General features: G+C 64.3%; 24 protein-coding genes, 1 tRNA gene and 2 pseudogenes. 9 read left to right on the top strand and 18 right to left on the bottom strand.

Features of this window, described 5'->3' with window-relative positions; genetic code table 11:
- Positions 1–62: 62 nt before the first annotated feature.
- Together A5790_RS15365 and A5790_RS15360 are read right to left on the bottom strand one after the other, a co-directional pair.
- Entirely contained in the window at positions 63–638 is a 576-nt protein-coding gene (locus tag A5790_RS15365) for a recombinase family protein (protein WP_064412499.1), read from the bottom strand.
- A 149-nt stretch (positions 639–787) separates the two neighbouring features.
- Complete coding sequence (locus A5790_RS15360) at positions 788–1,474, bottom strand: thioredoxin domain-containing protein (RefSeq protein WP_064412498.1); 687 nt, start codon at positions 1,472–1,474, stop codon at positions 788–790.
- A gap of 24 nt (positions 1,475–1,498) precedes the next feature.
- Here A5790_RS15360 and A5790_RS15355 point away from each other — a divergent pair, with 24 nt between their 5' ends.
- Positions 1,499–1,882 carry a metalloregulator ArsR/SmtB family transcription factor gene (locus tag A5790_RS15355; RefSeq protein WP_064412497.1) on the top strand — a complete coding sequence of 128 codons (384 nt, stop codon included), beginning with the start codon at positions 1,499–1,501 and terminating at the stop codon, positions 1,880–1,882.
- Positions 1,883–2,012: 130 nt separating this feature from the next.
- A complete protein-coding gene (locus A5790_RS15350) occupies positions 2,013–2,357 on the top strand; it encodes a DUF3703 domain-containing protein (protein ID WP_064412496.1) in 345 nt (114 codons plus the stop codon).
- 39 nt (positions 2,358–2,396) lie between these two features.
- Here the strand turns inward: A5790_RS15350 and A5790_RS15345 are convergent, their stop codons facing one another.
- The 6 genes from A5790_RS15345 to A5790_RS15320 all read right to left on the bottom strand — a co-directional run bounded on the left by A5790_RS15345 (position 2,397) and on the right by A5790_RS15320 (position 7,889).
- Positions 2,397–2,993, bottom strand: a complete 597-nt coding sequence (locus A5790_RS15345) for a TlpA disulfide reductase family protein (RefSeq protein ID WP_064412495.1) — start codon at positions 2,991–2,993, stop codon at positions 2,397–2,399.
- Positions 2,994–3,051: 58 nt separating this feature from the next.
- Complete coding sequence (locus tag A5790_RS15340) at positions 3,052–3,651, bottom strand: cadmium resistance transporter (RefSeq protein ID WP_064412494.1); 600 nt, start codon at positions 3,649–3,651, stop codon at positions 3,052–3,054.
- A gap of 67 nt (positions 3,652–3,718) precedes the next feature.
- Complete coding sequence (locus tag A5790_RS15335; protein WP_064412493.1) at positions 3,719–5,686, bottom strand: cation-translocating P-type ATPase; 1,968 nt, start codon at positions 5,684–5,686, stop codon at positions 3,719–3,721.
- Positions 5,683–6,090: a helix-turn-helix transcriptional regulator gene (locus tag A5790_RS15330; protein ID WP_174523698.1), complete on the bottom strand. Its 408-nt coding sequence runs from the start codon at positions 6,088–6,090 to the stop codon at positions 5,683–5,685. Before A5790_RS15330 ends, A5790_RS15335 begins: the two co-directional genes overlap by 4 nt.
- Positions 6,091–6,107: 17 nt before the next feature.
- A complete protein-coding gene (locus A5790_RS15325; protein ID WP_064412526.1) occupies positions 6,108–7,067 on the bottom strand; it encodes a sterol desaturase family protein in 960 nt (319 codons plus the stop codon).
- A gap of 48 nt (positions 7,068–7,115) precedes the next feature.
- On the bottom strand, positions 7,116–7,889 hold the full coding sequence (locus tag A5790_RS15320; protein ID WP_064412525.1) for an AraC family transcriptional regulator: 774 nt from the start codon (positions 7,887–7,889) through the stop codon (positions 7,116–7,118).
- A 117-nt stretch (positions 7,890–8,006) separates the two neighbouring features.
- Between A5790_RS15320 and A5790_RS15315 the strand changes: the two genes are divergently transcribed.
- Together A5790_RS15315 and A5790_RS15310 are read left to right on the top strand one after the other, a co-directional pair.
- A complete protein-coding gene (locus A5790_RS15315; protein WP_064412524.1) occupies positions 8,007–8,633 on the top strand; it encodes a trans-aconitate 2-methyltransferase in 627 nt (208 codons plus the stop codon).
- Positions 8,633–9,289 (top strand): isoprenylcysteine carboxylmethyltransferase family protein, encoded by a 657-nt coding sequence (locus A5790_RS15310; protein ID WP_082680670.1) that lies wholly within the window; start codon positions 8,633–8,635, stop codon positions 9,287–9,289. The genes A5790_RS15315 and A5790_RS15310 overlap by 1 nt, the downstream gene beginning before the upstream one ends.
- A gap of 175 nt (positions 9,290–9,464) precedes the next feature.
- Here the strand turns inward: A5790_RS15310 and A5790_RS26015 are convergent, their stop codons facing one another.
- The 4 genes from A5790_RS26015 to A5790_RS15295 form a co-directional block, all read right to left on the bottom strand.
- Positions 9,465–9,638, bottom strand: coding sequence for a hypothetical protein (locus tag A5790_RS26015; RefSeq protein WP_014805583.1), 174 nt, complete (start codon positions 9,636–9,638; stop codon positions 9,465–9,467).
- A 617-nt stretch (positions 9,639–10,255) separates the two neighbouring features.
- Entirely contained in the window at positions 10,256–10,489 is a 234-nt protein-coding gene (locus A5790_RS15305; protein ID WP_064412492.1) for a hypothetical protein, read from the bottom strand.
- Between the two features lie 87 nt (positions 10,490–10,576).
- Positions 10,577–11,017, bottom strand: a complete 441-nt coding sequence (locus A5790_RS25800; RefSeq protein ID WP_120271110.1) for a hypothetical protein — start codon at positions 11,015–11,017, stop codon at positions 10,577–10,579.
- A complete protein-coding gene (locus tag A5790_RS15295; protein WP_066845761.1) occupies positions 11,014–11,835 on the bottom strand; it encodes a Fis family transcriptional regulator in 822 nt (273 codons plus the stop codon). Before A5790_RS15295 ends, A5790_RS25800 begins: the two co-directional genes overlap by 4 nt.
- A 442-nt stretch (positions 11,836–12,277) precedes the next feature.
- Between A5790_RS15295 and A5790_RS15290 the strand changes: the two genes are divergently transcribed.
- Positions 12,278–12,928, top strand: a complete 651-nt coding sequence (locus A5790_RS15290; RefSeq protein WP_064412490.1) for a hypothetical protein — start codon at positions 12,278–12,280, stop codon at positions 12,926–12,928.
- 1,158 nt (positions 12,929–14,086) lie between these two features.
- On the opposite strand, the pseudogene A5790_RS26520 reads toward A5790_RS15290, so the two are convergent.
- Positions 14,087–14,194: pseudogene (locus A5790_RS26520) on the bottom strand (prevent-host-death family protein); the annotation flags it as partial.
- A gap of 906 nt (positions 14,195–15,100) precedes the next feature.
- Positions 15,101–15,832, bottom strand: coding sequence for a hypothetical protein (locus A5790_RS15275; protein WP_064412488.1), 732 nt, complete (start codon positions 15,830–15,832; stop codon positions 15,101–15,103).
- Positions 15,833–16,733: 901 nt separating this feature from the next.
- Between A5790_RS15275 and A5790_RS25480 the strand changes: the two genes are divergently transcribed.
- The 4 genes and pseudogenes from A5790_RS25480 to A5790_RS15265 all read left to right on the top strand — a co-directional run bounded on the left by A5790_RS25480 (position 16,734) and on the right by A5790_RS15265 (position 19,058).
- Positions 16,734–17,570, top strand: a complete 837-nt coding sequence (locus A5790_RS25480; RefSeq protein ID WP_120271109.1) for a helix-turn-helix domain-containing protein — start codon at positions 16,734–16,736, stop codon at positions 17,568–17,570.
- Positions 17,551–17,733: a helix-turn-helix domain-containing protein gene (locus A5790_RS15270; protein WP_064412487.1), complete on the top strand. Its 183-nt coding sequence runs from the start codon at positions 17,551–17,553 to the stop codon at positions 17,731–17,733. Before A5790_RS25480 ends, A5790_RS15270 begins: the two co-directional genes overlap by 20 nt.
- A pseudogene (locus A5790_RS26245) lies at positions 17,730–17,861 on the top strand (Arm DNA-binding domain-containing protein); the annotation flags it as partial. The gene A5790_RS15270 and the pseudogene A5790_RS26245, both read left to right, overlap by 4 nt.
- A 15-nt stretch (positions 17,862–17,876) precedes the next feature.
- On the top strand, positions 17,877–19,058 hold the full coding sequence (locus tag A5790_RS15265) for a site-specific integrase (protein WP_064412486.1): 1,182 nt from the start codon (positions 17,877–17,879) through the stop codon (positions 19,056–19,058).
- A gap of 89 nt (positions 19,059–19,147) precedes the next feature.
- Here the strand turns inward: A5790_RS15265 and A5790_RS26010 are convergent, their stop codons facing one another.
- From A5790_RS26010 to A5790_RS15250, 4 genes are all read right to left on the bottom strand, one after another.
- Positions 19,148–19,315 (bottom strand): hypothetical protein, encoded by a 168-nt coding sequence (locus tag A5790_RS26010; protein WP_165595652.1) that lies wholly within the window; start codon positions 19,313–19,315, stop codon positions 19,148–19,150.
- A 258-nt stretch (positions 19,316–19,573) separates the two neighbouring features.
- A tRNA-Met gene (locus tag A5790_RS15260) sits at positions 19,574–19,650 on the bottom strand.
- Positions 19,651–19,854: 204 nt separating this feature from the next.
- Positions 19,855–22,866: a UPF0182 family protein gene (locus A5790_RS15255; RefSeq protein ID WP_066845758.1), complete on the bottom strand. Its 3,012-nt coding sequence runs from the start codon at positions 22,864–22,866 to the stop codon at positions 19,855–19,857.
- Between the two features lie 77 nt (positions 22,867–22,943).
- Positions 22,944–23,966, bottom strand: a complete 1,023-nt coding sequence (locus A5790_RS15250) for a PDZ domain-containing protein (protein ID WP_066845757.1) — start codon at positions 23,964–23,966, stop codon at positions 22,944–22,946.
- Positions 23,967–24,045: the final 79 nt, after the last annotated feature.

Here is a 24,045-nt window from a genome sequence, read left to right as displayed (position 1 = left end):
CAGAGAAGTACCGGCCGAAGGGTCCGTTTCCGTCGCGCGAGATCAGTCCCAAAACTACGGTTTTAGACACGCTCCACGGATGCGGCGAGGTACCGGTATGCCGTCGCTCGGCTGATGCCGAACGCTTTGGCGAGTTCGTGGACGGGTTCTCCGGTCTCGGCGAGACGACGGAGCTGTTTCTGTCGCTCAAGGGTCAATTTGGCGGGCTTGGTGGCCGGGAGGCGACGCGCTCGCCTGGAGTCGCGAGAAGCAGCGCGGCGCTCGCGGCCGAGTTCGAGTTCAAGCTCGGCCAGGGTGGCCATGATGGCGGCCACCGCGCGGCCTGTTGGTGTGCCGGTGTCTATGCCTTCACGTAGGGCGCGCAACAGGATTCGACGTTCACCGAGTTCGGCAATGGTGCGAGTAACTTCGGCGACGGAACGCCCGAGACGATCGATGGCGGTGACGACCACGGTGTCGCCCTCGCGGGCGTAGTGCAGCAGGGCCGCCAGGCCTGGCCGGTCAGTGTTCACCGCACCGGAAAGCTTGTCGGTGAAGATCTGGCCAGATTCGACGCCCTGGGCAGCAAGTGCGGCCAGCTGTCCATCGAGGTCCTGGCCCGCGGTGCTCACCCGCGCGTACCCGAGGATCGTTGTCACGCCACCACCGTCTCATCGACCTCCGACATCGAGGATCTGAGACACGCCGTGTGAGACAAGAAATGAGACACCGCGACCTGGCGCGATGCAGCCACAGCGTTGGCCACGTAGGGCTGTCTCGTTTCTCTAGAAACGAGACAGGCGTCGCCCTAACTGCGCTCCAAGGCCTGGTCGAGTGCCGTAGTGAGGTCGTCGTAGCTGCGCGGCTGGATCCGCTCGTCGTTGATGAAGAAGGTGGGGGTTCCTTGCACTCCGAGTGCGGTGCCGTCGGCGATGTCGAGTTGGATGCGTTCTAGGGTTGCGGGGTCGTTGTAGGCGGTGTCGAAGGCCTCCATGTCCAAGCCCAGTTGTTGGGCAAAGCCGCGAAACACGTTATCGGCGGGGATCTGTTGCTCACCCCATTCGGCTTGTGTCTCATACATTTTGCGGTACATGGCTTCGAGTTGGCCTTGCTGGGCGGCGGCTTCCACAGCGCGTGCGGCGCGTTCGGCGTTGAAGTGGGAGCGCAGCGGGAAGTAACGCAGCACGAAGTTCACCCGGTCGCCGTACTCGGCGCGGAGCTGCTCGACAGCGGGATAGAGCGCGCGGCAGCCTTCGCATTCGAAGTCGAGGAACTCGACGAAGTAGACCTCGCTGTCGGGTACCGAGTTGAGGCGGTGACTGTTCTCCCGGACCGTCTGCCCGGCTGGTGACCCGTCAAGTGCGACGTCGGGAGTTGAGCCCGCGTCGCGAACGGAGAGAAACACCACGGTCCCCACGGTTGCGACCGCGATGACGAAGAGCGTGAGGAGCACGCGGGTGTTGGCCAGGATCCAGCCGAGGCCTTTCATGTTCATATCAACGTACTTTAGTATATGAATATGTCGGAGCCGCTCGATACCTGCGATCTTCTGTGTTTGGACCTGCTCCACGCGGAGGAGATCCGGGCTGCGGTGCCCGACAGCGCCACCGTGCAGGCCGCCGCGGCCGCCGCGCGTGGTTTGGGGGATGGCACCCGACTGTCCATTGCGGCCGCGTTGGCCACGGGCGAGGAATTGTGTGTCTGCGACATGGCCTGGGTGGTCGGGTTGTCTCAAGGTCTGGTGTCACACCATCTGCGCCAGCTCAAGAATGCGTCACTGGTGTCCTCGCGGCGCCAGGGGAAGTTGGTCATGTATCGGCTGACCGAGCGCGGGCGCCAGTTGACGGCCGCGGTGCTGACCGGCGTGGCCGCGGTGGCTGAGAATGGTCCGAATCGTGGCTGATGCTTGCGCTCCCGCAGTGCGTTGCCGACTTCACGACGGGTTTGAAATGTGTTGGTAAGTAACGGTATTGCGGCTGGTATTGGTGGCGGTCGGTGACCGAACTGCCGACCGCAGGACAGGAGCGAGTGTGATGCCAAGGATTAGTGCGCAGGCCCGCCTGGTGTATCGCCGCGAGATGGACGCGGCCAGGAAGGCCGACGATGCGCTGGTGCGGTGGCGACATCTGGAGCGGGCGCACATCGTGTCGCAGCCAGATCCGTGGCTGCACACGTGCAACCACGCCGCCATGCTGGGGTTGGCCGTGCGCCAGCGCGACCGCCGCGAAGCACTCGGGCAGGTGTTGCGCCTCATTGTCGCCGCGCCCGGGTCGATGACCGGTCGGTATCCCGTCGGCAACACCGGCCGCGTCACGGCAGGGCTGATGACACCGATGCCCATCCCCGACGACCTCGGCGCAGCCCTACCCAGCAGGTAAACGGCGACCGGGCACTGCCAGCTGCTGTCTTGTGAGGGGTCAGCGCTCGGTGCTCAGCCGGTCCAGTAGCGGCCGTAGGTCTTCGGCTAGTAGTGCCATGAGGTACACCGCGGCGACCCTGTGCTGGCGGTCGAGGACCATCGTGGTGGGCACCACGCTGGTCGGATAGCTGCGTCCCAGGGTGATGAGGCTGCGCATTGCGGGGTCGAAGATGGAGGGATACTGCACGTTGCGGTCGGTGACGAAATCGCGTGCGGTGTCCCGGTTGTCGCGGACGTCGATACCGAGGAACTGCACGCCGCGGTCGCGATACTCGCCGTACACCGTTTCCAGCTCCGGAGTTTCGGTGCGGCAGGGCGCACACCAGGATCCCCACACATTGATGAGGACGACCTTTCCGGTGAAATCCGACAGCCGGATCGGTTCGTCGGTGAACAGATCGGGTCCGCTCAGATTGCCGATCGTGCCCCGTGTCGAGGGAGGGTCATAGAAGATCGCGGTCTGACCGCCGGGTGAGACGAAGTCGAAGGTGCCGCCTTGGGCAACGGCATCCTCGCCGGTGGTACAGCCGGTGACCGAGGCGGCCGCGACGACCAGGGCTGCCACGACAGCGACAGATCGCCTGAGGCTAGGCACGAGAACCCCTCTCGACGACCACGCTGTCGCCGATTACACCGCCGGTGTTCATGGCTGCCTAGTTGTCGAAGGCAAGGCCGCTGACCAGGATGAAGATGCCCAGGGCGATCAGGACGACCGGGAACAGGACGTGTTCCCAGCGTTCGAGGACTTCGGCGATCGGCCGGCGGGTGGCGACGAATCGGGCGGCGACGACCAGGACCGCGACGAGAGCGAGGAAGACGACGCAGTAGGCCACCACGGCTGCAGGTCCCACGCTCAAGAAGACCGGAACGTAGACCCCGATGTTGTCCCCGCCATTGGCGAAGGTGACTGCTGCGACGGTTAAGACACCGACGTTCTTGCCGGCGACCTTGTCATCATCATTGTCATCGTCGTTGCCACGCCAGGCTCCCCATGCCGCCCGCAGGCCCAGGGCCAGGGGGATGAGCCCGAAGTACGGGATGACTTCAGGGGGAAGGAACGCTCCGGCACCCAGCGTCACCAGCACAGCCGCGCCGAGGATCCCCGCAAATCCCAGGTATTGCCCGGCGGTGATCCGGGCCGTTGTCCCACGTTGTCCCGCGCCGCGGGCGAAGAACAACGAGAGCACGATGATGTCGTCGATGTTGGTGACGATGAACAGGCCCATTGCGGGCAGAACAGACGACAGGATCATGCGCCTGCCCCCGTGTCTGCGGTGGTGCTTAGCCGCCGACTAGCCACAACGCCGGTGTGGCCGGCGGTCACGACGACGCGCCCACCGGCGCCGCGCGGGTATGGCTGGCTGCCGGATCGACCGGCGCGGCAGCCAGCGGTGTGGTGCGCCCGGCCCGCACACCGTTGGCGATCACCACGATCTCGGCGAGTTCGTGGACCAGCACCACGGCGGCCAGCCCGAGCACCCCGAACAGCGCCAGCGGCACCAGCGCGATGATCAGGCCCAGGGACAGGGCGACGTTCTGCAGCATGATCCTCCGCGCCCGGCGGGCATGGCCGAACGCTTGAGGCAGGTGGCGCAGGTCTTCGCCCATCAACGCGACGTCGGCGGTTTCGATGGCCACGTCGGTGCCCATCGCGCCCATCGCGATCCCCACGTCGGCGGCGGCCAGCGCAGGAGCGTCGTTGACGCCATCGCCGACCATCGCCGTGGGCCGCTGGAACCGCAGCTGCTCGATCAGCCGCGCCTTGTCTTCGGGACGCAACTCGGCGTGCACGGCCTCGATCCCGACATCAGCGGCTAGCGCGGCGGCGGTGGCCTGGTTGTCACCGGTGAGCATCGCGACGTGATAGCCGTCGCGGCGCAACCGCGCGACCACCTCGGCGGCCTCGGGACGCAACTCGTCACGCACGGCGATGGCACCGATCACCTGGCCGTTGTCTTCGACGAGGACCGCGGTGGCCCCGGCCTGCTGCATCCGGGTGACATCACCGGCGAGTGGGCCGGGGTCTAGCCAGCCGGGCCGGCCCAGGCGAAGGGTGTGCCCGTCGCGGTGGCCGGTGAGCCCGGCACCGGTGACGGCCTCGACGTCGGTGGCAGGAATGACGTCATCAGCTGCGGCGAGGATCGCCGCGGCCAGCGGGTGCTCGCTGCGCGCTTCCAGGGCCGCCGCCACATCGAGCACCTGCTCGCGGGTCGCACCGGCGGTGGTGGCCACGTCGATGACGGCGGGCCGGTTCGCGGTGAGCGTGCCGGTCTTGTCCAGTGCGACGCCGCGGATCTTGCCCAGCCCTTCCAGTGCGGCGCCGCCCTTGACCAGCGCACCGAGCTTGCTGGCGGCGCCGATGGCGGCCACCACGGTGACCGGTACCGAGATCGCCAGGGCGCACGGTGAGGCGGCGACCAGCACGACCAGGGCACGTTCGATCCAGGTGGCCGAGTCCCCGAGCAGGCTGCCGATCACCGCGATCAGCCCGGCGACGATCATGATTCCGGGCACCAGGGGTTTGGCGATGCGGTCGGCTAAGCGCTGGGAGGCGCCCTTGCGGGACTGCTCGGCCTCCACGATGCGCACGATGCGGGCCAGCGAGTTGTCCTCGGCGGTGGTGCTGACCTCCACCTCGAGTGCCCCGGTGCCGTTGATCGACCCGGCGAACACCTCATCGCCGGGCCCGGCTTCCACGGGAACCGACTCGCCGGTGATGGCTGAGACATCCAGCGCGCTGCGGCCCTGGCGGACGATGCCGTCGGTCGCGACACGCTCACCGGGCTTGACCAGCATCCGGTCACCGATCCGCAAATCCGCAGGCGCGACCGTCTTTTCGGCGCCATCGCGCAGCACGGTCGCCTCGTCGGGGACCAGTGACAACAGCGCACGCAGGCCGCGGCGGGTGCGGGCCAGCGAGTACTCCTCCAGTCCCTCGCTGATGGAGAACAGGAAGGCCAGCATCGCGGCCTCACCCACCTCGCCGAGGATCACCGCCCCCACCCCGGCCATGGTCATCAGCGTGCCGACCCCGATCTTGCCCTTCGCCAGCCGCTTGAGAGTGGACGGCACGAAGGTGTAGGCGCCGGCCAGCAGCGCCACCGCTTCCAGCGCCACGACGACCGGCTCAGCAGCGTCGAGGAACCCGGCGATCACCGCTGCCAGCAGGAACACCCCCGAGATGCCGGCAAACTGTATCTCTTTGATCTGCCAGAGCCGCTCGGGCTCACGGTCCTGCTCCTCGGCGCCGCGGGGTTCGTCGCCGCCGCAGCCGCATGCATCACTCATCGGCGAGCATCCTGCATCCCCGGCGCCGCGACGGTGTCGGAGCGGGTTCCGTAGGTGGGACACAGCGCGACGGCGTTGCCGGTGGCGGCCAGCAATGTCTCGGCCGAGGCAAGCAGGTCGAGCAGCTCGGGGCGGGTCAACGAGTAGAACACCTGCCGGCCCTCGGGGCGGCCGGTGACCAAGCCGCAGTCCCGCAGGCACGCCACGTGCGCCGACACGGTGGACTGCGCCAGGCCCAGCTCACCGATCAGGTCGACCACGCGGGCCTCCCCGTCGGCCAGGCGGCGCACGATCGCCAACCGGGCCGAGTCGGAGAGACTGTGAAACAGCGCCACCGCGGCATCAAGATTCAAAGAGGTCCCCGAGGTGCCGCCAGCCAGGCAGGCATCCTTATTCATCGTCATAGGACGATGATAGCCGGTCAGCAGCGATACTTCGAGGCGGGGTGGGATGCCTTCGGCGCGTCGCCGGCCGGGGTCGTGGGCTTGAGGGTGCAGCCTCCGCCAGCGGTGAACGGGTAGATCATCTGGCGCAGGTAGCTGCTGGGGTAGTCGGGTTTGGCGGCCATGCCGAGTTGGGTGGAGTCGAAGCGACGGGTGGGGTCATAGGAGTAGGTGCGCATGAGGTGGTCCCACACCAGGGTGAACAGCCCGAAGTTAACGTCACCGATGCCGGCCCATTTGAGGTGATGGAAGCGGTGGCCTTCGTTGAGGGCCAGCACGTACTTGGCGGGTCCGATGCGATAGTCGGCGTTGGAGTGCTGCAGCAACAGCTGGATCGCCACCGCCAGGGCCAGCGCGGACGCCACGTTGACGGGCAGCCCGACCAGGATCAGGGGTGCCACCCCGGCGGCCATCTCCACGGTCTGGTGCAGGGGGTGTTTCATCAGGCCGTTGAGGCCGTAGAAGCGGGTGATGCTGTGATGCACGGCGTGGAAGCGCCACAGCACCCCGATCTTGTGGCTGGCCAGATGCACCACGGTGATGCCGAAGTCCGCGACGAGGATCGCGGCGAGGACCTGAGCGACAAACGGCCAGCTGTGCGGCCACAGCTGGGGCGCGGGGACGATCGCGGCCAGCAGCGGGATGGCGGCGACGCTGGCCAGGATGAGGGTTTCGTTGACCGCGACGTGGATGCGGTCGCGGGTGCTGTCGGCGCGGTCCTGGTTCCACTGCGGGTCATAGGGGATGATCCGCTCCACCAAGAACGCCGTCGCGATCGCCACCGCCAGAATGGCCAGCAGCCAGTACTTCGGGGCGCCGGCGGCGGCGACGGCGATACCCGCGCCGTTGAGGCCGATCAGCATGAACGGCACATAGCCGTAGCGGGCCACCGCCTGAACCGCAGTGATCGCCGTCGAGGTCGAAGAGGTCGTACTCATGCCCTTGATCGTCGCGGCCACCGCCGTGGTGAGGCTTGAACGATTCGGCTAGCTACTGCTCTCGTCGAGGTCCCAGGACACGTGCCGGCTCAGCATCGAGGGGGGTAGGCCGAACATCTCACGGGTGGTCCGGGTCAGGTGGGCGCTGTCGGCGAACCCCGCCCCATGCGCGGCGCCGGTCAGGTCATCACCGGCCTGCACGCGGGTGATCGCGATGCGTAAGCGCGTCCACAACACATAGCGCCGTAGCGGGATGCCGACCTGCTCGGTGAACAGATGGGTCAAGCGACTCGCCGAAAGACCAAGCTGGGCAGCTAGTTCCGTGCCGCTGACCGGGCCCGCCGCCACCAGGTCGGGCAGCAGCCGCAACGCGTCCTCGATGGCCCGATGCCGCGCCGCGGTGCCGTAGTCGGCAGTGACGGGCGCCAGGTGCGCGATCAGCTCGTCGACCATCGCGGCCAGCGCTCGTCGACGGGTAGGACTCAGAACTGGGGTGACCGTCCAGCCGGAGCGGACGGCGCGGGAGTGTGCGGCCCGGCCGGGCGCGGACTCCGGCTCCAGGAACACCACCGTGCCCTCCAGCGCGCCGACCTCGATCTGGTGTGACGCGTCGGCGGGCACGATCACCTTGGTGCTGCGGTGTCGCGTGCCGTGTTCATCGAGCACCGTGAACGCCGTTGTCGCGGTGATGATCTGAACGGCATGGTGGGCATGGACGTCAGTGGGGCCGATCGATCCGGTGAAGGCCAGCACCCCCGGCCGCAGCAGCGCCGCGCCGCCCCAACGCGGTCCGGTAGCTGCATCACCGCCAGACCTATTCATCGTCACTAGACGATGATAGCGTCGGCCATAGATCGTTAAAGGTCGATGCCACCGACGAGGGCCGATCATTTGGACCCTGTGGCAACCGCTACTGAGTGGAAGGAGTCTGCGGTGTTGATGAACCGGGCAGAAACAGCTCTGATCAACTCGCCGCCTCGGCGGTGGCTGCAGCGCCTCTATGAGGTACCGGTGCTGCTGCGCTTCGGGGGTCGGCTCCCCCCGGGCAGCAGCGCCCTCGAAATCGGCTGTGGGTCAGGCTACGGCTCGCAGCTGGTGCTGCAGCGCTTCGGCGCCGCGCGGATCGACGCGATCGACCTAGACCCGGCAATGATCGAGCGGGCACGAACCCGTCTCACCCCCTACGGCGACCAGGTACATCTGGCTACCGGGAGCGCCACCGATCTGCGTGAGGCGCTCAACGCCGATAACGGCAGCTACGACGCGGTGTTCGACTTCGGAATCGTTCATCACATCCCCGACTGGCGCGCCGCGGTCGCCGAAGCCGCCAGAGTGCTCGCCCCCGGCGGACGGTTCTACTTCGAAGAAGTCACCGCCCACGCTCTCAACCGCCCCACCTACCGGCGATTGTTCGACCACCCCACCGAGGACCGGTTCACCGCCGAAGACTTCCTCGACGAGTTGGGCCGGCATGATCTGGTCATTCTCGGATCGGCGACCCGCATCCAGGGCGACTATCTGCTGGGGGTCGCCGCCAAGCCACTCGCTGCGGGCGGTGGGCGATGATGGCCTCGGCCGCGCTGGCCCTGTTCGTGGTCATGATGGTGCTCGCCGGGGCGCTGCGCACCCTCATCCAGCGCCACCGCACCGGTGACAGCGGCAACCGTCGCACGCTGTCACCGCGCGGCTCGCTGGGCTGGTCGGCGCTCACCGTCACCGATGTCGGCTATCTCATGGTGGGTGTCGGTGGTCCGCTGGCGCACTGGCTGGGGCTAGCGCCGGTGAGCGTGCTGCAGCACCCTCCCATTCACGTGCTCGGCGTGGTCCTGGCGGTCCTAGGCATCCTGGCCGCCTTCGGTGCGCAAATGGCGATGGGCGCGTCCTGGCGCATCGGTGTCGACCAAAATGAACGCACCCCACTTGTCACCAGCGGCCCGTTCAGGTGGGTGCGCAACCCCATCTTCACCGCGGTGCTAGTCACGTTCCTCGGCCTGGTGCTCATGGTCCCCAACCTCATCGCACTCATCGGCTGGGGCATCGCCTTAACCGGCATCCAGACGCAAGTACGACTGATTGAAGAGCCCCACCTGCACCGTGCCCACGGCGAAACCTATACCCGCTACGCCGCCAAGGTCGGCCGCTTCCTGCCCGGACTGGGGCGACGCCTCCGCACCGACCGTCACACTGCACACCGAAAGAAGGCAAAATTTGATCACTTCTAAAGCGAGTGGGCATGAAAAAGCCTCGCGCGTCGAATCGAGGTTCGACGACTGCGAGGCGAAAGCCAGTGTGGTTGTGCGCGTACGGGGCCGCTGACGGCCGCCGTCCGGTGCGCAGGCGGTTACGGCGGCATCGGTAGGGTTCTCCCGGCGGAAAAGGCACTCATCAGAAAGACGGCTAACGCCGCCACTCGCGAAGCGCGACCGCGGCAGCGCCGACTATCTCGGCCAGCCCCTTGAGGAAGGCGATGATGCGTTCCATCGGCTCATCGCGCCGGCAGAACACCGCCCGGTTGACCATCACCAGTACAAGCAGAATCCAAACCAGATTCCACGCGTCCGAGACGACCACATTGACCTCCTTGCGAGGTGTACCAACAGACAGTGCCCGACCGATGGTCGGGCACAAAAAAAGCCGGGAAAGACCCGGCTTCGACGCGCAAAATATGCGCGCCTTCTCATGGGCGAACCATGAAAAGATCAGTCCAGCACTATATTTGGAGGCTGGACAACTTACGGAACTGGCTGTGTGCGCAGTTCTTTGGAGTGAACCGCCAGCAGGGGCGGGAGAAGATTTCGCGGTAGCGACTGGATGTGGGCACAGTCGTGCTACTGCATCTGTGCGGCAACCTTACCTGTCGAGGCAGCGCAAGGGAGAGGATGTCTCACTGGTTGGCGCGCGTCGGCGCGCTAACCGGATTTTGGGCGCACTAACGGCACCTCATTCACTGTACTCGCAGGTAGCTGCGCCAGAATGGAAGCAAGCACCTGGGCGTGTCGCCCTGCTGGGAAGAACGGCCCAGTTCGTTCAGCGTGATCAGCGCCGCCGCCGGCCGCCAGCCCGACGTACTCCGCGTTGGGGGCGACGACGAACTGCAGATCCCAGCCGATCTCGACTCCCACCTCGCGCGCGCGGCGGTCGAGCCTGCACGTCGTCATCGGTCAGCACGCGATGCCCCTCCCCCGTCATCAGGTGGTCGCGGAGTTGGTGCGGCGCAGCGTGTTCAGTTCGTCGAGCAGCTGCTGGTAGTGCTGGATGGACATGACGACGGCGGCGGGCTTGCCGGCGGTGTCGGCCAGGACGACGTTGCCGCCGCTGGTGGTCACCTGATTGATCAGGTGTTGGTGAAGTTCGCGGGCCGGGATCAGCTCGCTGGGGACGGCTTGCGCGCCGCCGAGGGCTTCAACGGTGGTACGGATCATCAGAAGAACAGCCTTTCAAACGTGGTGGGTTTCCGGTGTCCCCTCGACTCGTCGGGCCGAGGGGACACCGCCGAATGCGGTTGATGCTCAACCGCGTTCGGTGACCGTGGTGTTGGGGTGCCGTGCAGCGGTGGAGCCCTTCACGAACTTGCCGGTGATGGCACTGCGGTGATGGGTTCCGCTGCTGCGGTTGGCCCCGCGTTCGGTGACCGTGGTCTTGGGGTTGCGCGCCGCGGTGGACGCCTTGACGTAGCGACCGGTGGTCGCGCTGCGGTGATGTCCCTTGGCCATTGTCTTGTCCTTTCGGTTTGTCCGGCCCGGTGTTGAGCCGGATACCGGTCTATAAGTGCGCTCGTCGGCTCGATCCCTGAATTCCCCGGAACCGTCGTGCCCGTGGCCGCCCTCGGCAGCCCGGCGGGCCAGGGCGTCGCCTTCGGCGGCGGTCACCGACCTGCGTGCTGTCCGCGCGGTGCGGGTGCCCAACGAGCTGGCGTTGATGAGTGCGGTGAGGTGCTTGATGGTGGTCACGACGTCCTCTTTCGATTTCGGAGTTGGCGGAGTTGGTGGCCGATGAGGTTCTCCACGCTCTTGGCGTCGCGCAGACCGAGCTTGTCGGCGATCTCCCGTTGGGTGAAGCCGTGCTCCTGCAGGAACAGTGCTCGGCGCGCCCGGTCGGTGCTCAGCAGCGCCATCGCTTCGGCCACCGTGTCGTTGGCGACGATGGTGGCCTCGATGCCCTTGATGATGTCGAACCGGTCTTCGGGCAGCTCGGCCATCGGTGTGGTGGCCTGCTCGATTCGTTCGAGTTCGGCCCGTAGTGCGCTGCGGTAGATGTTGGCGAACTGATAGAGGCACTGGCCGATGAAGAACGTGCCCAGCGACGCCCCACCCGAGGACTGCCAGCGGTGGGTTTTGAGCACCCTGTCGCGGAAGTAAATCAGCGCGGCGACCACGGTGTCTTTGGCGATGTCGTCGATGGCCTCATCCTCAGGCCAGCCCTCGATGCGGCCCAGACCGTAGCCGGTCAGCGCCTTGGCCTTGCCATAGATGGTGCCGTGGCGGATCCAGGCCCGCAGCACGCCGAGGCCGTAGCGCGTCAGTTCGCGGGAGAACCGCTCCCACAGCCGGCCGGTGAACCGCTCCAACTGCAGCGCCAGCAGCAGCTCCTCATCGGCTTGAAGACGCCGGAGTCGTTCCAGTTCGTCGGCGAGTTCGGCGGCCAGACCGGGGTCGTCGAGCCAGGCACCGACCACGCCTTCATCAACGCTCTGGATGTCGCCCTGGTTGTCCGGTTGTAAGCGCGCGGCATCAACGGGCGGGCCGGGGCGGCGTGCCGGTCGATCCATGGCTACATCTCCAGGAGGCGAGAAAGAGACAACCGATCCCTACGGTTGTCGCTTCCTCTTAAGTCCGCGCGTACCGCCAACCCCTGAAACCTGGGAAAGTTTTTTCGCAGGCAAGCGGTCGCGGCCGTGCTGCGACCATTGTCCCAGGTCGAGCCGACAAGCCTCCGCATAGGAGGAGGGTCTGCTGGCGGCCCCGAATCGTCGTACGCGGTACGCGGCTTCTCTGGGGCGGCGGGCGGGGGCAAGCTGCCAGCGCTATGACCTCGGGCCACGAAACGGAAGGTGGCCTTTCAGCCGCTGACAGCGCTGTTCAATGCAAAAGCCCGGGTCGGTCGCAAGGACCGAATACCGGGCTCTTCTTGGCTTTAACCGGGCACGCGCTACACGTCACACCGGCCTGTATGCACCCAATCGTACGTGGAGCCCTGATAGAACTCAACAAGTGACGGCACCTGGCCCCTGGGTTGAACAATGGTTGAGTCCCGAAAGATTCCACACGTACACACGCCTGGCCGGTGGTGACCGCACCCGCGCTCTCGACCTGCACGAATGGAACACTCAGCTCAACGCCGCACTGCTGCACGACTTCGCCCACCTCGAAGTTGGCCTGCGCAACTTCTACGACCGGGCACTCATGAGTGCCGTCCAGCCAGGTGATGCCCACTGGACCGACCCAGCTTCGTTCGCCGCGCTATTCCCGGCGGTACCAGGCAACGACGCCCGCACGCACGCGGATCTGGCCTTGTCCCGTCGCAAGGCCGGCGGCCCCTCTGCACCTCCCGGAAAGCTTCTTGCCGAGCTGACCTTCGGGTTCTGGGTCTTGATGACCAGCTCGCGACATACGACGCTCCTCTGGACCCCGCATCTGGAAGCCTTCTACCCCGCCGGTTCGCAGCGGCCCAAGACCCACTTCGGCCTCGACGACATGCGCAAGGCACGCAACCGGGTAGCTCACCATGAGCCCGTCCGCGTCTCCGACGTCAACATCCTGATCCGGCGAATGCGCCGCTACGCCGGTTACATCTCAGCCGATCTTGGTCGCTACATCCGACAGACCAGAACGGTCGACGCGCTGCTGCACTCACGTCCTTGACGACGCGTCGGGGCCGAGGGGTCTACCGTGAGTCTGCGAGTTTCTGCACTCGCGCATCGCGGGACGCCCGGTCTTCTTGCTGGCGGTGATGACCGCGCGGGCAGCGGCCTGACGTACAGCCAAACTACGACCCGTCTTCGGCTTCGGGGGTTGTAGCCGCTGGCATTCGTTGTGGCCATCAACACTCCCCTCTTCCACGTCGTCCCCAGGTCTTCCACCTCGTCCAGAGGGGGGTGCTGACCGATCACCTGGACGATTTCGGAGTCTCCGCGTGTAGCCAGCTTAGATTGCAGCAGCGTATCAAGCATCTTCCATCCCAACGCTGCCTCCATGTCATCGGAGCTGAAGGTCCGCTCGAATGCCCACGTGGCACGACGCCACCACTCGCTGCGGCGATCTCGGTGTTCTTCTGCCACCACGTGATCAGCACTCCACCGATCGCAACCAACCCGACGATCAACGTCACCCACGCTTGAGCAGGCGTCCGCCCGTTCCCTCACTGTCCGCACCGACTGAACCCGTCGCATCGGACAGTAGAGATCGACCGTGCAAAACCACGACTGATGACCACCGTTTTCGACTTCCATCTCGGAAGTACCGGCCGAATCACCGCATTCCGTCACCTTGCAGGCGACTTATTTGGCGTCGCCGCCGGTTGCGACCCTCATCTTGTCGAGGAATTCGGTCAAGGCGGCATCGATGTCGGTCACGGTGTAGCCGCCATGGGCGCGCAACCATTCGACTCTCTGCTGGGTCAGCGGCGGCAAATAGGTGTTGAACGGAACCTTCGTATTGCGCTTGCGGGCTTACAGCGTTGTGCCAGCCGCCTCCGTCCCAGCCGCCCAGGACAACAGCAGTGCACCCGAAGAACTCGCAGACTGGCCCGTCGACGTCGCAGACCTTCGCGAATCGCTACTGGAGACGGAAGCCGACTTCCCAAGCGGGCGCACAATCAGCGGGGACCAGATCCGCGCCCGCTACGGCTTGCCGCGACGAGCCACAGACCGACCCTCTCGGTTTTCTCGCTCGCGGTGGTCGACACTCGGTGCGATTCACCGACGAGCTGATGAGTGCGTCGATGATATGGGCCACCGCGCCAACGCGCTCAGTGAAAGGTCGCCCGTCGCATCTGCGCGATAGGTCCCCGATGATGTTCGGCTAGTACCTTTCCTCAGCCCGCATACGTTGCAGCAGCATGCCGGCGGAATCAGCTCCGTCAACCATCGGAATCGTTGGCCGCGGCGCGAGCCCGTGCGTCTCCGCAGGGTGCAACTTGCCAATGCGCATGAGTGCAGTGAGAGCGGCGATCTCATCGTCGTGCTTCATACTGGAAGCTCCCTCAATCGATCGTCGTTTCAGTATTCCATGTATCCCCAGCTCTGGCGTGTCCTGATGCTGGATCGATACTCAAGGTTACCGTCAACGAGCGCAACGGACTGGACGGTCAGCAGCGCGCTGTAGCCGAGAGGGATTTTCGGTGAACACCCGCTCAAGCACTATCCGGCTCAAGGTTGCCGTCTTCGTCCTGACTTGCGGTTGTCATCGCCAGGTGAATGCGCGCTCGCTTGACGAGTTCTATGACCGCGGGGTTCAAGAGGTCTGCGACAGTGACGTTCAGGCTCTTGGCATATGCGGTCACGACTTCGTGATCATCTTCCGTGACGCGCTTCGCTAGGAACTTCGGACTCGCGCGATTCTCGCGATGGCGCCAGTTCCGCCGACGACTAGAGGAATCGTCTGACATTGGACTCCGCTGTCGAACTCAGCACTTGTGTTCACCCCAGCTGCGCGGCCTACTCACGGGCGATTGGCTAGGTCGTCTTTTACGCTGACGACAGGAGGGTCTGCGGCGAAAGCCGCTCACGAACGCCGGCCCGTGAATCGCGATTATGTCGTCGAGTTCCAGGGGTTCTCTGTTGTATTCCGCCCATTGCAGAATGCTGGGAGCACAGCCACAGCCGCAAGGTATCCAACTCGGGCGGACGGAATCAAGGATGCCACCATCGAATCTCTGAACCTGCGTTGTTGCCGAGTTCTCCAGCTGAGCGCTCACAGCCGAGATGGACTCGTCATGACTGTCGAGGGGACAACTTCCAACCAGCTGAATCGGCGGATCCAGGGAAGAACTTGCTTTCCTCCGCAGGACATCGCGCGAATTCTGGCCCTTATCCATCATTCTCTGCAACGCCAAACACCCTTGTTAGCAAGGCAATACGACACGGCATCGGGCGAGACAACCTTGAAATCGCTCAATACCACCGAACATTCGTCGGCAGTGAACCCCACATCCGCTAGCGCCTTCATCCATGCGATCAGAGCCCGCCCCCTCCCATTCGCGTCCAAAGCCAGCGCCCAAACACGACCGAAGGTCGCCGCGGCCGAACGCGCATAAGCATCGCGGACCACAGCTGCAGCGTCGTCGAATAGTGCCTGAGAAGTCGAAGCGTACCGTTCCAACTCATCAGTTCTGATACCAGCGACACTGAGATAGAGCAGTGCGTTGGCAACTTCCGTACGCCAAAGATCCTGCAGTGTGGTGCGTTGCACGCATCGTGGTTGAAGGACGTGTACATAGTCGGCGCCTTCCGTGTATGTCGTCGGCAGACCCATGTTCCTGTGGATGGGTGGCATGGCTGATGCGCTTCGTGTGCCTTCGCCTTCAGCAAGTGAAGCAGCGAGGTCAATGCACGCGCCCCCGAGCCGAGTCCAAACCGCGTCCAGACGATCGGCATGCAGCGCGAGCGGATAGGTCACAAATGTTGATCCATCCGGTAAGACGTGAGGGGTTACGACGCTAAACGAACGCGCCCATCGGGCCGCCTGTTCGACGACTTCCGCGATTGCCGCGTGACAACGACCGAGCTCGAACCCCCGGCTATTGGCTTGGCTGAGTTCGTCGTTCACATCCTGTCTCCAACCCGGATCATGGAAGACTCCGATAGTTCAAACCCGCTCGCCAAACCCGTAATTCGTGGATATGTTGTGCGCGAGGCGTCAATTGCTCGATCGTCTGTGCAGTCCCTACAACCTCGCAACTTGGCACCCATCCGATCAACAACCCCTGCGGCCTGACGACGCATCCGCGCACATCTGGCGAAATGTTCATTCGATTGCCAGCGGCCGCAGCCATCAGCCAACCCGTTGACAGAGTCGCATTCTTCGCGTACGAGACCAACAAAGTGCGCAAACATCGGCACGGTCATCAATGCAGCAGCGCATGTCGTTGGAGCGAGCTGATCTGCCTGTTGTTGAAGACTCAAAGCCGATGTGTCGCGGTGCACGATCCTACGGTACCGCGAGCTGGCAATGGCTGGCTAGCAGCGGAAACACATTCTCTAAGAATAGATTCTGCCGAACACCCATGCGCTTCCCCGAAGACGATTAGGCATCAACTCATGCTCATCTTATGCACAACTGGTAACCCACTAAGGCCCAACTAGTACCCATTTTCTGCTCCAGACAGGCACATTGGGCGTCACCGGCCGCTCGCCGATGGCCGTGCCGGAACGGCCAGAATTCCGGCGCAGCGAAGATCGTCGTCCGATCACGATCCCGTCAGGCCGCCTTTGGATTTCGCCGCTTGTCGCTGCCGGGTGACGACAAGAGTTGATTCTTTCCCAAGTTGCATCTGGTGGTGGACGCCGTTTCACCCATTCATCTACGTTGCAATTCATCGAGATCCCTATCGCTCTGTCAGCCTGCAGCGCGGCTGCACAATGGCCGCCCGAGCCATCACGCATGACCTCTCAAGAGAACCTAGGAAGACAATGATCGTCGAAACTGTAAGACTCAGAAAGTATTACCGATGAGCTGGAAGGCGCTCGACTGGGCGATAGCCATCGAGGTTTCGAGTCCGATGATGCGCCTTGTCCTCATACTGCTTGCGAACCGGGCAGACGACAAGTTTTCGTGCTACCCGTCAATTCGAAAGATCGTCTCGGAATCTTGCGCCGCGCGGAGCACCGTGTTGGAAACGCTTCGCAAACTCGAGGATGAGGGGCTCGTGCAGCGGGTTGCTCGGTATCACGATTCGGGAGCCAGGCGTTCGAGCCGCTACCTCCTCAATCACCCAGATGCGACGCACAGTTCTCCCCTTCCGGAGGTCGGACTCCCCCAGTCCGCCAACACGACGGGGGCCGTCCGACCTCCGGACGGGAATTGTCCACCGGTTGTGCCTCCGCGGGTCCAGGACACTGACGCCTTGAACCTTTCCAGAGAAACCTCACTAGGACCGTCGTCGGCAGCAGTGCTGAGTTCACTTCCAAGCCCATGGCAAGTCAATCGGGAGGACGCGAGAAAACTTGCACCGGCAATCGAGGCAGCCTTCGCAGCAGGTTGGACATCACAGACTCTGTTGGCCCATCTCTCGTCCCGGCCAGAGGGAGTGCGTTATCCCGCTGCTGTCCTCGCGCGGCGTCTCACTGAGCTACCGCCCCCACCAACACTTTCCGTACAACAAATGCCATCGTGGTGTGGCGATTGCGAGGACCCAATGTCGCGCACAATCACAGTCACACAGTCCGACGGTACTGAGGCAGCAGCGTTTTGCCCGCGTTGCAGCCCACAGCAGCACTCAGCGAGAGTTGCAAACTCAATAAGTTACGAAGGGGAGGTGAAAAAAGATGGAATCGAACGTATTTGATCATCTCCCACTGCTTCTCGCGGTTCCCCGGGCTGCGAGCATTCTGGGAATCAGCCGTGCTGCGGCCTACAGACTTGCCGCGTCTGGCGAGCTCCCAGTCCGGAGACTCGGCGGACGCGTCTATGTCGTCACTGCCGAGCTGCGCCAGTTGGTGGCATCGTGAAGGGGTCGGTCTACCAGCGCGGAAAAACGTGGACATATCGATTCCGAGGGCCTGAGCGAGATCCATCCACCGGCGAGTATCCAATTATCTCAAAGGGTGGGTTCCCCACGGAGAAGGAGGCCTGGAAGGCCTGTCGCGATGCCATGCGGGGAGCCGATCAAGGTCGCGTTGTTCGTCCCTCAACTCGCACAGTGGCTCAGTTTTTCGCCGAATGGTTCTCAGCCATCGAACCTTCTGTGGACGCAACTACTTGGCAGAACTGGAATGACTACGCTAGGTGTTACGTAGTGCCGCACATTGGCGCAGAAAGGCTCCAACGGCTCGATGAGCCACAGCTCCTGAAGCTCTACGCGAAACTACTTTCTGAGGGCCGGATCAAGCAGGACCGCAACTACGCGATGTATCACTACTGGCGTAGCCAGACGGTCGACGGGTCGACACCGAGTCCGCGCGAAGTGGCTAAGGCGTGTGATACAACGATTCACGCTGCCCGGGCTGCAGTACGCCGGTACAACGCCGGCATCGCTCCGAAGCAGATGCATCCGGGGCTGGCCCCGAAGACCGTGCGGAACATACATGCAATGATCCACCGTGCACTTGTCGATGCCGTCGCGTGGAGGTACACGTCGCATAATGCGGCGGCTAATGTAAAGCCGCCTAAACGTCCCCGTGCGCGGCGAACAGTGTGGAACCCCGAGCAAATACGGACGTTTCTGCAGACGGCAAGTCACGACCGCTTCGCTGCCCTTTTCCTGCTTGAGCTCACCACTGGAATACGACGCGGCCAGATCTGCGGCCTCAGGTGGCACGACGTCGACCTGGACGCGCGCGAGATCACTGTGCATGACAATCGGGTCGTAGTTGGCGGCCACGCGAGGGACAAAGCCGGCGGCAAGACGCACAATGCCGATCAAACGATCGCGATAGATCGGACTACTGCTGCGGCACTCCAAAAATGGCGACAATTGCAGGATGAAGAGCGGGCATTTTTCGGAAGCGACTACCACCCCGGAAACTACGTCTTTACCTTCCAGGATGGTCGACCGCCGCATCCCGACTCCATCCGTCAACGGTTTGACCGCTTGGCGGCTGCCACCGGCCTAGAGCGGATTACCTTCCACGACTTGCGGCATTCGTACGCGACGGCCGCGTTGAAGGCTGGCGTCAACCCAAAAACTGTGAGCGAGCGTATCGGGCATGCCGACGTCGGGTTCTTCTTGCAGACGTATGCCCACGTATTAAAGAACGACGACAGAGACGCCGCTGAACAGGCAGCGATGTTCGTGATCGGCGATGGCTACCGCTCGTCAACGGGAGTGGACTAAATGACACCTCGATACGGCGAAGTCGCGGAACTATAGAGCTGCCACAGCCGAGTACCAGACTCCAGCCGGTTGTGGTCAACGGCAGAAAGCTAGCTTTCACAGCGGCTGGCGTAAGTGTCGCGCACCGCGCGTCTCTCTGCGTTGGTGTCCTGGGTGTTGAACGCGGGGGCCAGCTGGGCGTATGCGGTGTCGAGGAGATCTTCGTCGATCGCCTGCGAGGCTACCTGTGGGGACCGGCTGGGAGTAGGCGTCGGCATGGGTCTAACGATAGGCCGCTTCGGATTCTGCTAAACATTTGTTGGCGTGCGGTTGGTGCGCTCATAGCCGGGCGCATTTGGCGCTCTTGATGAGCACGCGGCGGATCTCTTCTCGGCTGGCAGCGATCCGGGCCCCGCGCGGCGTCGGTGTGCACCACCGGTCGCGGCGTCTGGTCGTCAGGAGGTGCTACGTTCACAAACGCGTTCACAAACCGAATGAAAACGGCCCCCGGAGTGTCCTCCGAGGGCCGTTTTTCCTGGTAGCGGGGACAGGATTCGAACCTGCGACCTCTGGGTTATGAGCCCAGCGAGCTACCGAGCTGCTCCACCCCGCGTCGGGTGAACGCAACGTTACCGAAGGCGCTCGCGCAGTTCCAAATCGCGCGGTCACCGATGGTGGTGAATCGCGTCACGCCTGCGATTGAATGGCCGTTGGCCCCCCGCGAGCGACCGCAGATGTACGCACTATGTCGGCGTGTCGCGGTGCAAACACGGACGTCCCCAGCTTCGCGTGGGCCCACGCGGCTTGGCCTGGTGGGTCAGTTCGCGGACTGGTATTTCTCCATCGCATCGTCGAGGCGTTGCAGCGCCTCGCCGAACTCGGCGAAGTTACCGCCCTGCTGCGCCTGGCGCAGCCCATCGAGCGCCGTGTTGACCTCTTGCAGCGCAGCGGCTTTCGCACCCGACAACTCGACCGGTCCGCCCGGCGGCACCGCGGCCGCCGGCGGCTGCGGCGTCCGGCCCTGCTGGTTGGCCGGCGGGCGAGCCGTCGGAGCTTCACCGTCGGCCGGTGGCTGCGCCGCCGGCTGCTCTCCGCCCGTGCCCGCGATCGGCGCAGGGCCGGTGGCCGTGGCGTCCGCGCCGGGCCCGAACAACTCGATCAGCGCGTCGCGCACCGTCGGGCCGTAGCCGACCTTGTCGTTGTACATCATCGCCACGCGGATCAGGCGCGGGTACGACGACGCGGCGTCGCTGGCCCCGGGTGAGGCGTATACCGGTGCGACATACAGCAATCCACCCTCGGCGACCGGCAACGTCAGCAGGTTGCCCCACCGGATGCGGTTCTGGTTGTCGCGGCCGATGACACCGAGGTCCTGGGACACCGCGGTGTCGGTGCTGATCGCGTTGAACGCCAGCTTGGGACCGTTGACCTGCCCCGGGATCGTCAACACGGTGATCTTGCCGTATGTGTCCGGGTCGGAACTGGCACTCATGAACGCGGCCAGGAAGTCGCGGCGGAACCGGTTCATCGCACTGGTCAACTGGAACGATGCCGCACGGTCGTTGGCCGCAAGGTCTTTGGCCACGATGTAATACGGCGGCTGATAGCTGCTCGCGGTCGGGTTCGGATCCAGCGGAACATCCCAGAAGTCCGACGTCGAGAAGAACGTGATCGGGTCGTCGACGTGGTACTTCGCCAGCAGTGCGCGCTGCACCTTGAACAGGTCTTCCGGATAGCGCAGATGCTCCTGCAGTTCATCGGAGATCTCGCTCTTGGGCTTGACCGTGCCCGGGAACACCTTCATCCACGCCTGCAGCACCGGATCGTCTTCGTCCTGCGCGTACAGCGACACCGTGCCGTCGTAGGCGTCGACGGTGGCCTTGACCGAGTTGCGGATGTAGGACACCTGCTTGTCGGGCTGCAGCCGGTTCAGCGCCACCTCGTTGGAGTCCACGGTGGCCGAGGACAACGTCGTCAGCTCCGAGTACGGGTAGTTGTCCAGCGTGGTGTAGCCGTCGACGATCCAGACGATGCGCTCGTTGACGATTGCCGGGTAGACCGCGGTGTCGGTGGTCAGCCACGGCGCCACCGCCTCGACCCGCTTGGCCGGGTCCCGGTTGAACAGGAGCTTGCTGTTCTCCCCGATCACGTTGGAGAACAAGAAGTTTCGCTCGGCGAACTTCGCGGCGAACACGCTGCGCGTAAGCCAGCTCCCGATCGGAACGCCGCCCTCACCGGTGTAGGTGTAGTTGCGGGTCTCGACGTTGTTCTCGTAGTCGTACTCCCGCGGCGCACCGTTCTCCCCGACGATGGCGTAGTCGGCCGGGGTGTTGGCGATGACGGGGCCGTAGTAGATACGGGGCTGGGCCAGGGGGGCGGGTCCGGGTGAGATCACCTCACCGTTCGCGCCGACCACACTGGCCAAAAACTCCGGGTAGCCACCGTTCTGGTTGGGGTCGTTGGCCACACCGCGCACGGTGTTGGCCGGCGAGGCGATGAAACCGTTGCCGTGGGTGTAGACCGAGTGGCGGTTGATCCAGTCGCGCTGGTTGTCGATCAACCGGTCGGGATTGAGTTCGCGCGCGGCGACCACATAGTCGCGCAGGTTGCCGTCCTCATCCCGGTACCGGTCCATGTTCAGCTGGTCGGGGAAGTAGTAGAAGTTCTTGCCCTGCTGGAACTGGGTGAATGCCGGGCTGACGATGTTGGGGTCGAGCACGCGGATGTTCGACGTCGTGGCGCGGTCAGCGGCCACCTGGGCTGCGGTCGCGGGGGCATTACCCGGATAGTCGCGATAGCTCACCACGTCGTCGGTGAGCCCGTAGGCCTGTCTGGTCGCCGAGATGCTTCGGCCGATGTATTCGCTTTCCTTCTGCGCCGCATTCGGTTTGACGCTGAACTGCTCGACGACCAGCGGCCAGCCTGCGCCGACAACCAGCGACGAGAGCAGCAACAGGACCACGCCGATCGCCGGGATCCGAAGGTCGCGCAGCACGATCGCCGAGAACACCGCGGCCGCGCAGATCACGGCGATCGCCATCAGGATCAGCTTGGCGGGCAGCACCGCGTTGATGTCGGTGTAGCCCGCACCGGTGAACGGCTTGCCGCCGCGGGTGTGGCTCAGCAGCTCGTAGCGGTCCATCCAGTACGCGATCGCCTTGAGCAGCATCAGGATGCCGACCAGGGTGATCAACTGGATGCGCGCGGCACGGCTCAACGCACCGGCGCGGCCCGAGAGCCGGATGCCGCCGAACAGATAGTGGCCCAACAGGTTTCCGATGAAGGCCAGGAAGGTCGCGACGAACAGGTAGTTCAGGACCATCCGGTAGAACGGCAGGTCGAATGCGTAGAAACCCAGATCCTTGCCGAACTGCGGGTCGGTGATCCCGAAGCTGTTGCCGTGCAGGAACAACTGGACGGTCTCCCACTGGCCCAGCGCGAACAACCCGACGAACAAGCCGATGAGCGCGGGGACCCCGAAGCCGACGAGGCGCAGCCGCGCCATCACCGCGGTGCGGTAGGCCGCGACAGGGTCGTTGGGGCCGTTGGTCGGCACGAACACCGGCCGGGTCCGGTAGGCCAGCGCCAACCCCGCGAACAGGATCGAACCGATCACTAGCGACACGACCAGGAACAGCAGGATCTGGGTGAACAGCACCGTGGTGAAGACCGAGCGGTACCCGAGTTCGCCGAACCACAGCCAGTCGACATAGGTGTCGATCAGCCGCGGGCCGATCAACAACAGGAGCACGATCACGGCTCCCAGCGCGATGAGGATTCGGCTACGTCGTGTCAGCTTCGGCATTCGTGCCGCGGGCCGCATACCCACTCGTTGACTCCAGTCCAGTTCCTGTACGTCGTGCTCGACGTGGCCCCAACTCTACGCAACGGCTTTTCGCCGGTGACCTAACAATGGGGGCGTTCGCCACCGGCGGACAAGGTCTTCAACGCGTCGACGGCTTGCGACAGGGTGTCGACCTTGACCAGTTCCATACCGTCCTGCGGCGCGGTCTTGGCTTCTTCGCAGTTGTCGGCGGGCACCAGGAAGATGGTGGCGCCCTCCTCGCGCGCGCTCAGCATCTTGTGGGTGATGCCGCCGATCGAGCCGATCTCGCCGTCTCCGCTGATGGTGCCGCTGCCCGCGACGAACTTCCCGCCGTTGAGGTCGCCGGTGGTCAGCTTGTCGACCACCGCCAGCGAGAACATCAAGCCCGCCGACGGGCCGCCGATCTTTTCGAGGTTGAAGTCGATCGAGAACGGAGCCCACGGCGCGTCGAGCACACCGATGCCGAGGAGACCCTGGTCGCGATCGGGGTGCTTGCCCAGCGTGATGGTGGCGACGCCGGACGGCGCGTCCTTGCGGCGGTAGTCCAGCTTCACGGTGTCGCCGGGCTTGGTGTCCTTCAAGAGGGCCTGGAACTCCTCGAGTGTGGTCACCGGCGTGCCGTTGACGGCGTCGATCGCGTCACCGTCGCGCAGCTTTCCCGCCGACGGGCCCGGATCGTTGACGTTTTCCACCGTCACCGCCATCGGGAACTCCAGAAAATGCAGTGCGGCGTACTCGGCGCTGCGTTCGGAGTTGCGGAAATCGGTGGTGTTGGCCTCGTCGACCTCTTCGCGGGTCTTGTCCGGCGGGTAGACCAGGTCACGTGGGACGAGTTGTTCGCGGCCTGACAGCCACAGCGCCATAGCCTCGCCCAGCCTGAGCTGATCGCGCTGCGACACCGTCGTCATGTTCAGGTGCCCCGAGGTCGGATAGACATCGGTGCCTTCGATCTCGACGACCGGCTTACCGTCGAACTCTCCGAGCGTGTTGAACGTCGGCCCAGGACCCAGGGAGACGAAGGGCACCGTCACCGCCGACACCAGCACGCCGAACACCAGAATCGGCACGAGCGCGACGATCAACGTCAAAGTCCGCCTGTTCACGCGTTTCTCCTATGTCAAGCCGCTGCCGCTTGGCAAGGCTTTTGACGATTGTTGTGGTCGGTGTGCAGGTGGCCTTAGA

The sequence above is a fragment of the Mycobacterium sp. 852002-51152_SCH6134967 genome, assembly GCF_001667105.1.
Taxonomy (GTDB): domain Bacteria; phylum Actinomycetota; class Actinomycetes; order Mycobacteriales; family Mycobacteriaceae; genus Mycobacterium; species Mycobacterium neumannii_A.
This window is presented reverse-complemented; position numbering and strand designations above follow the sequence as displayed.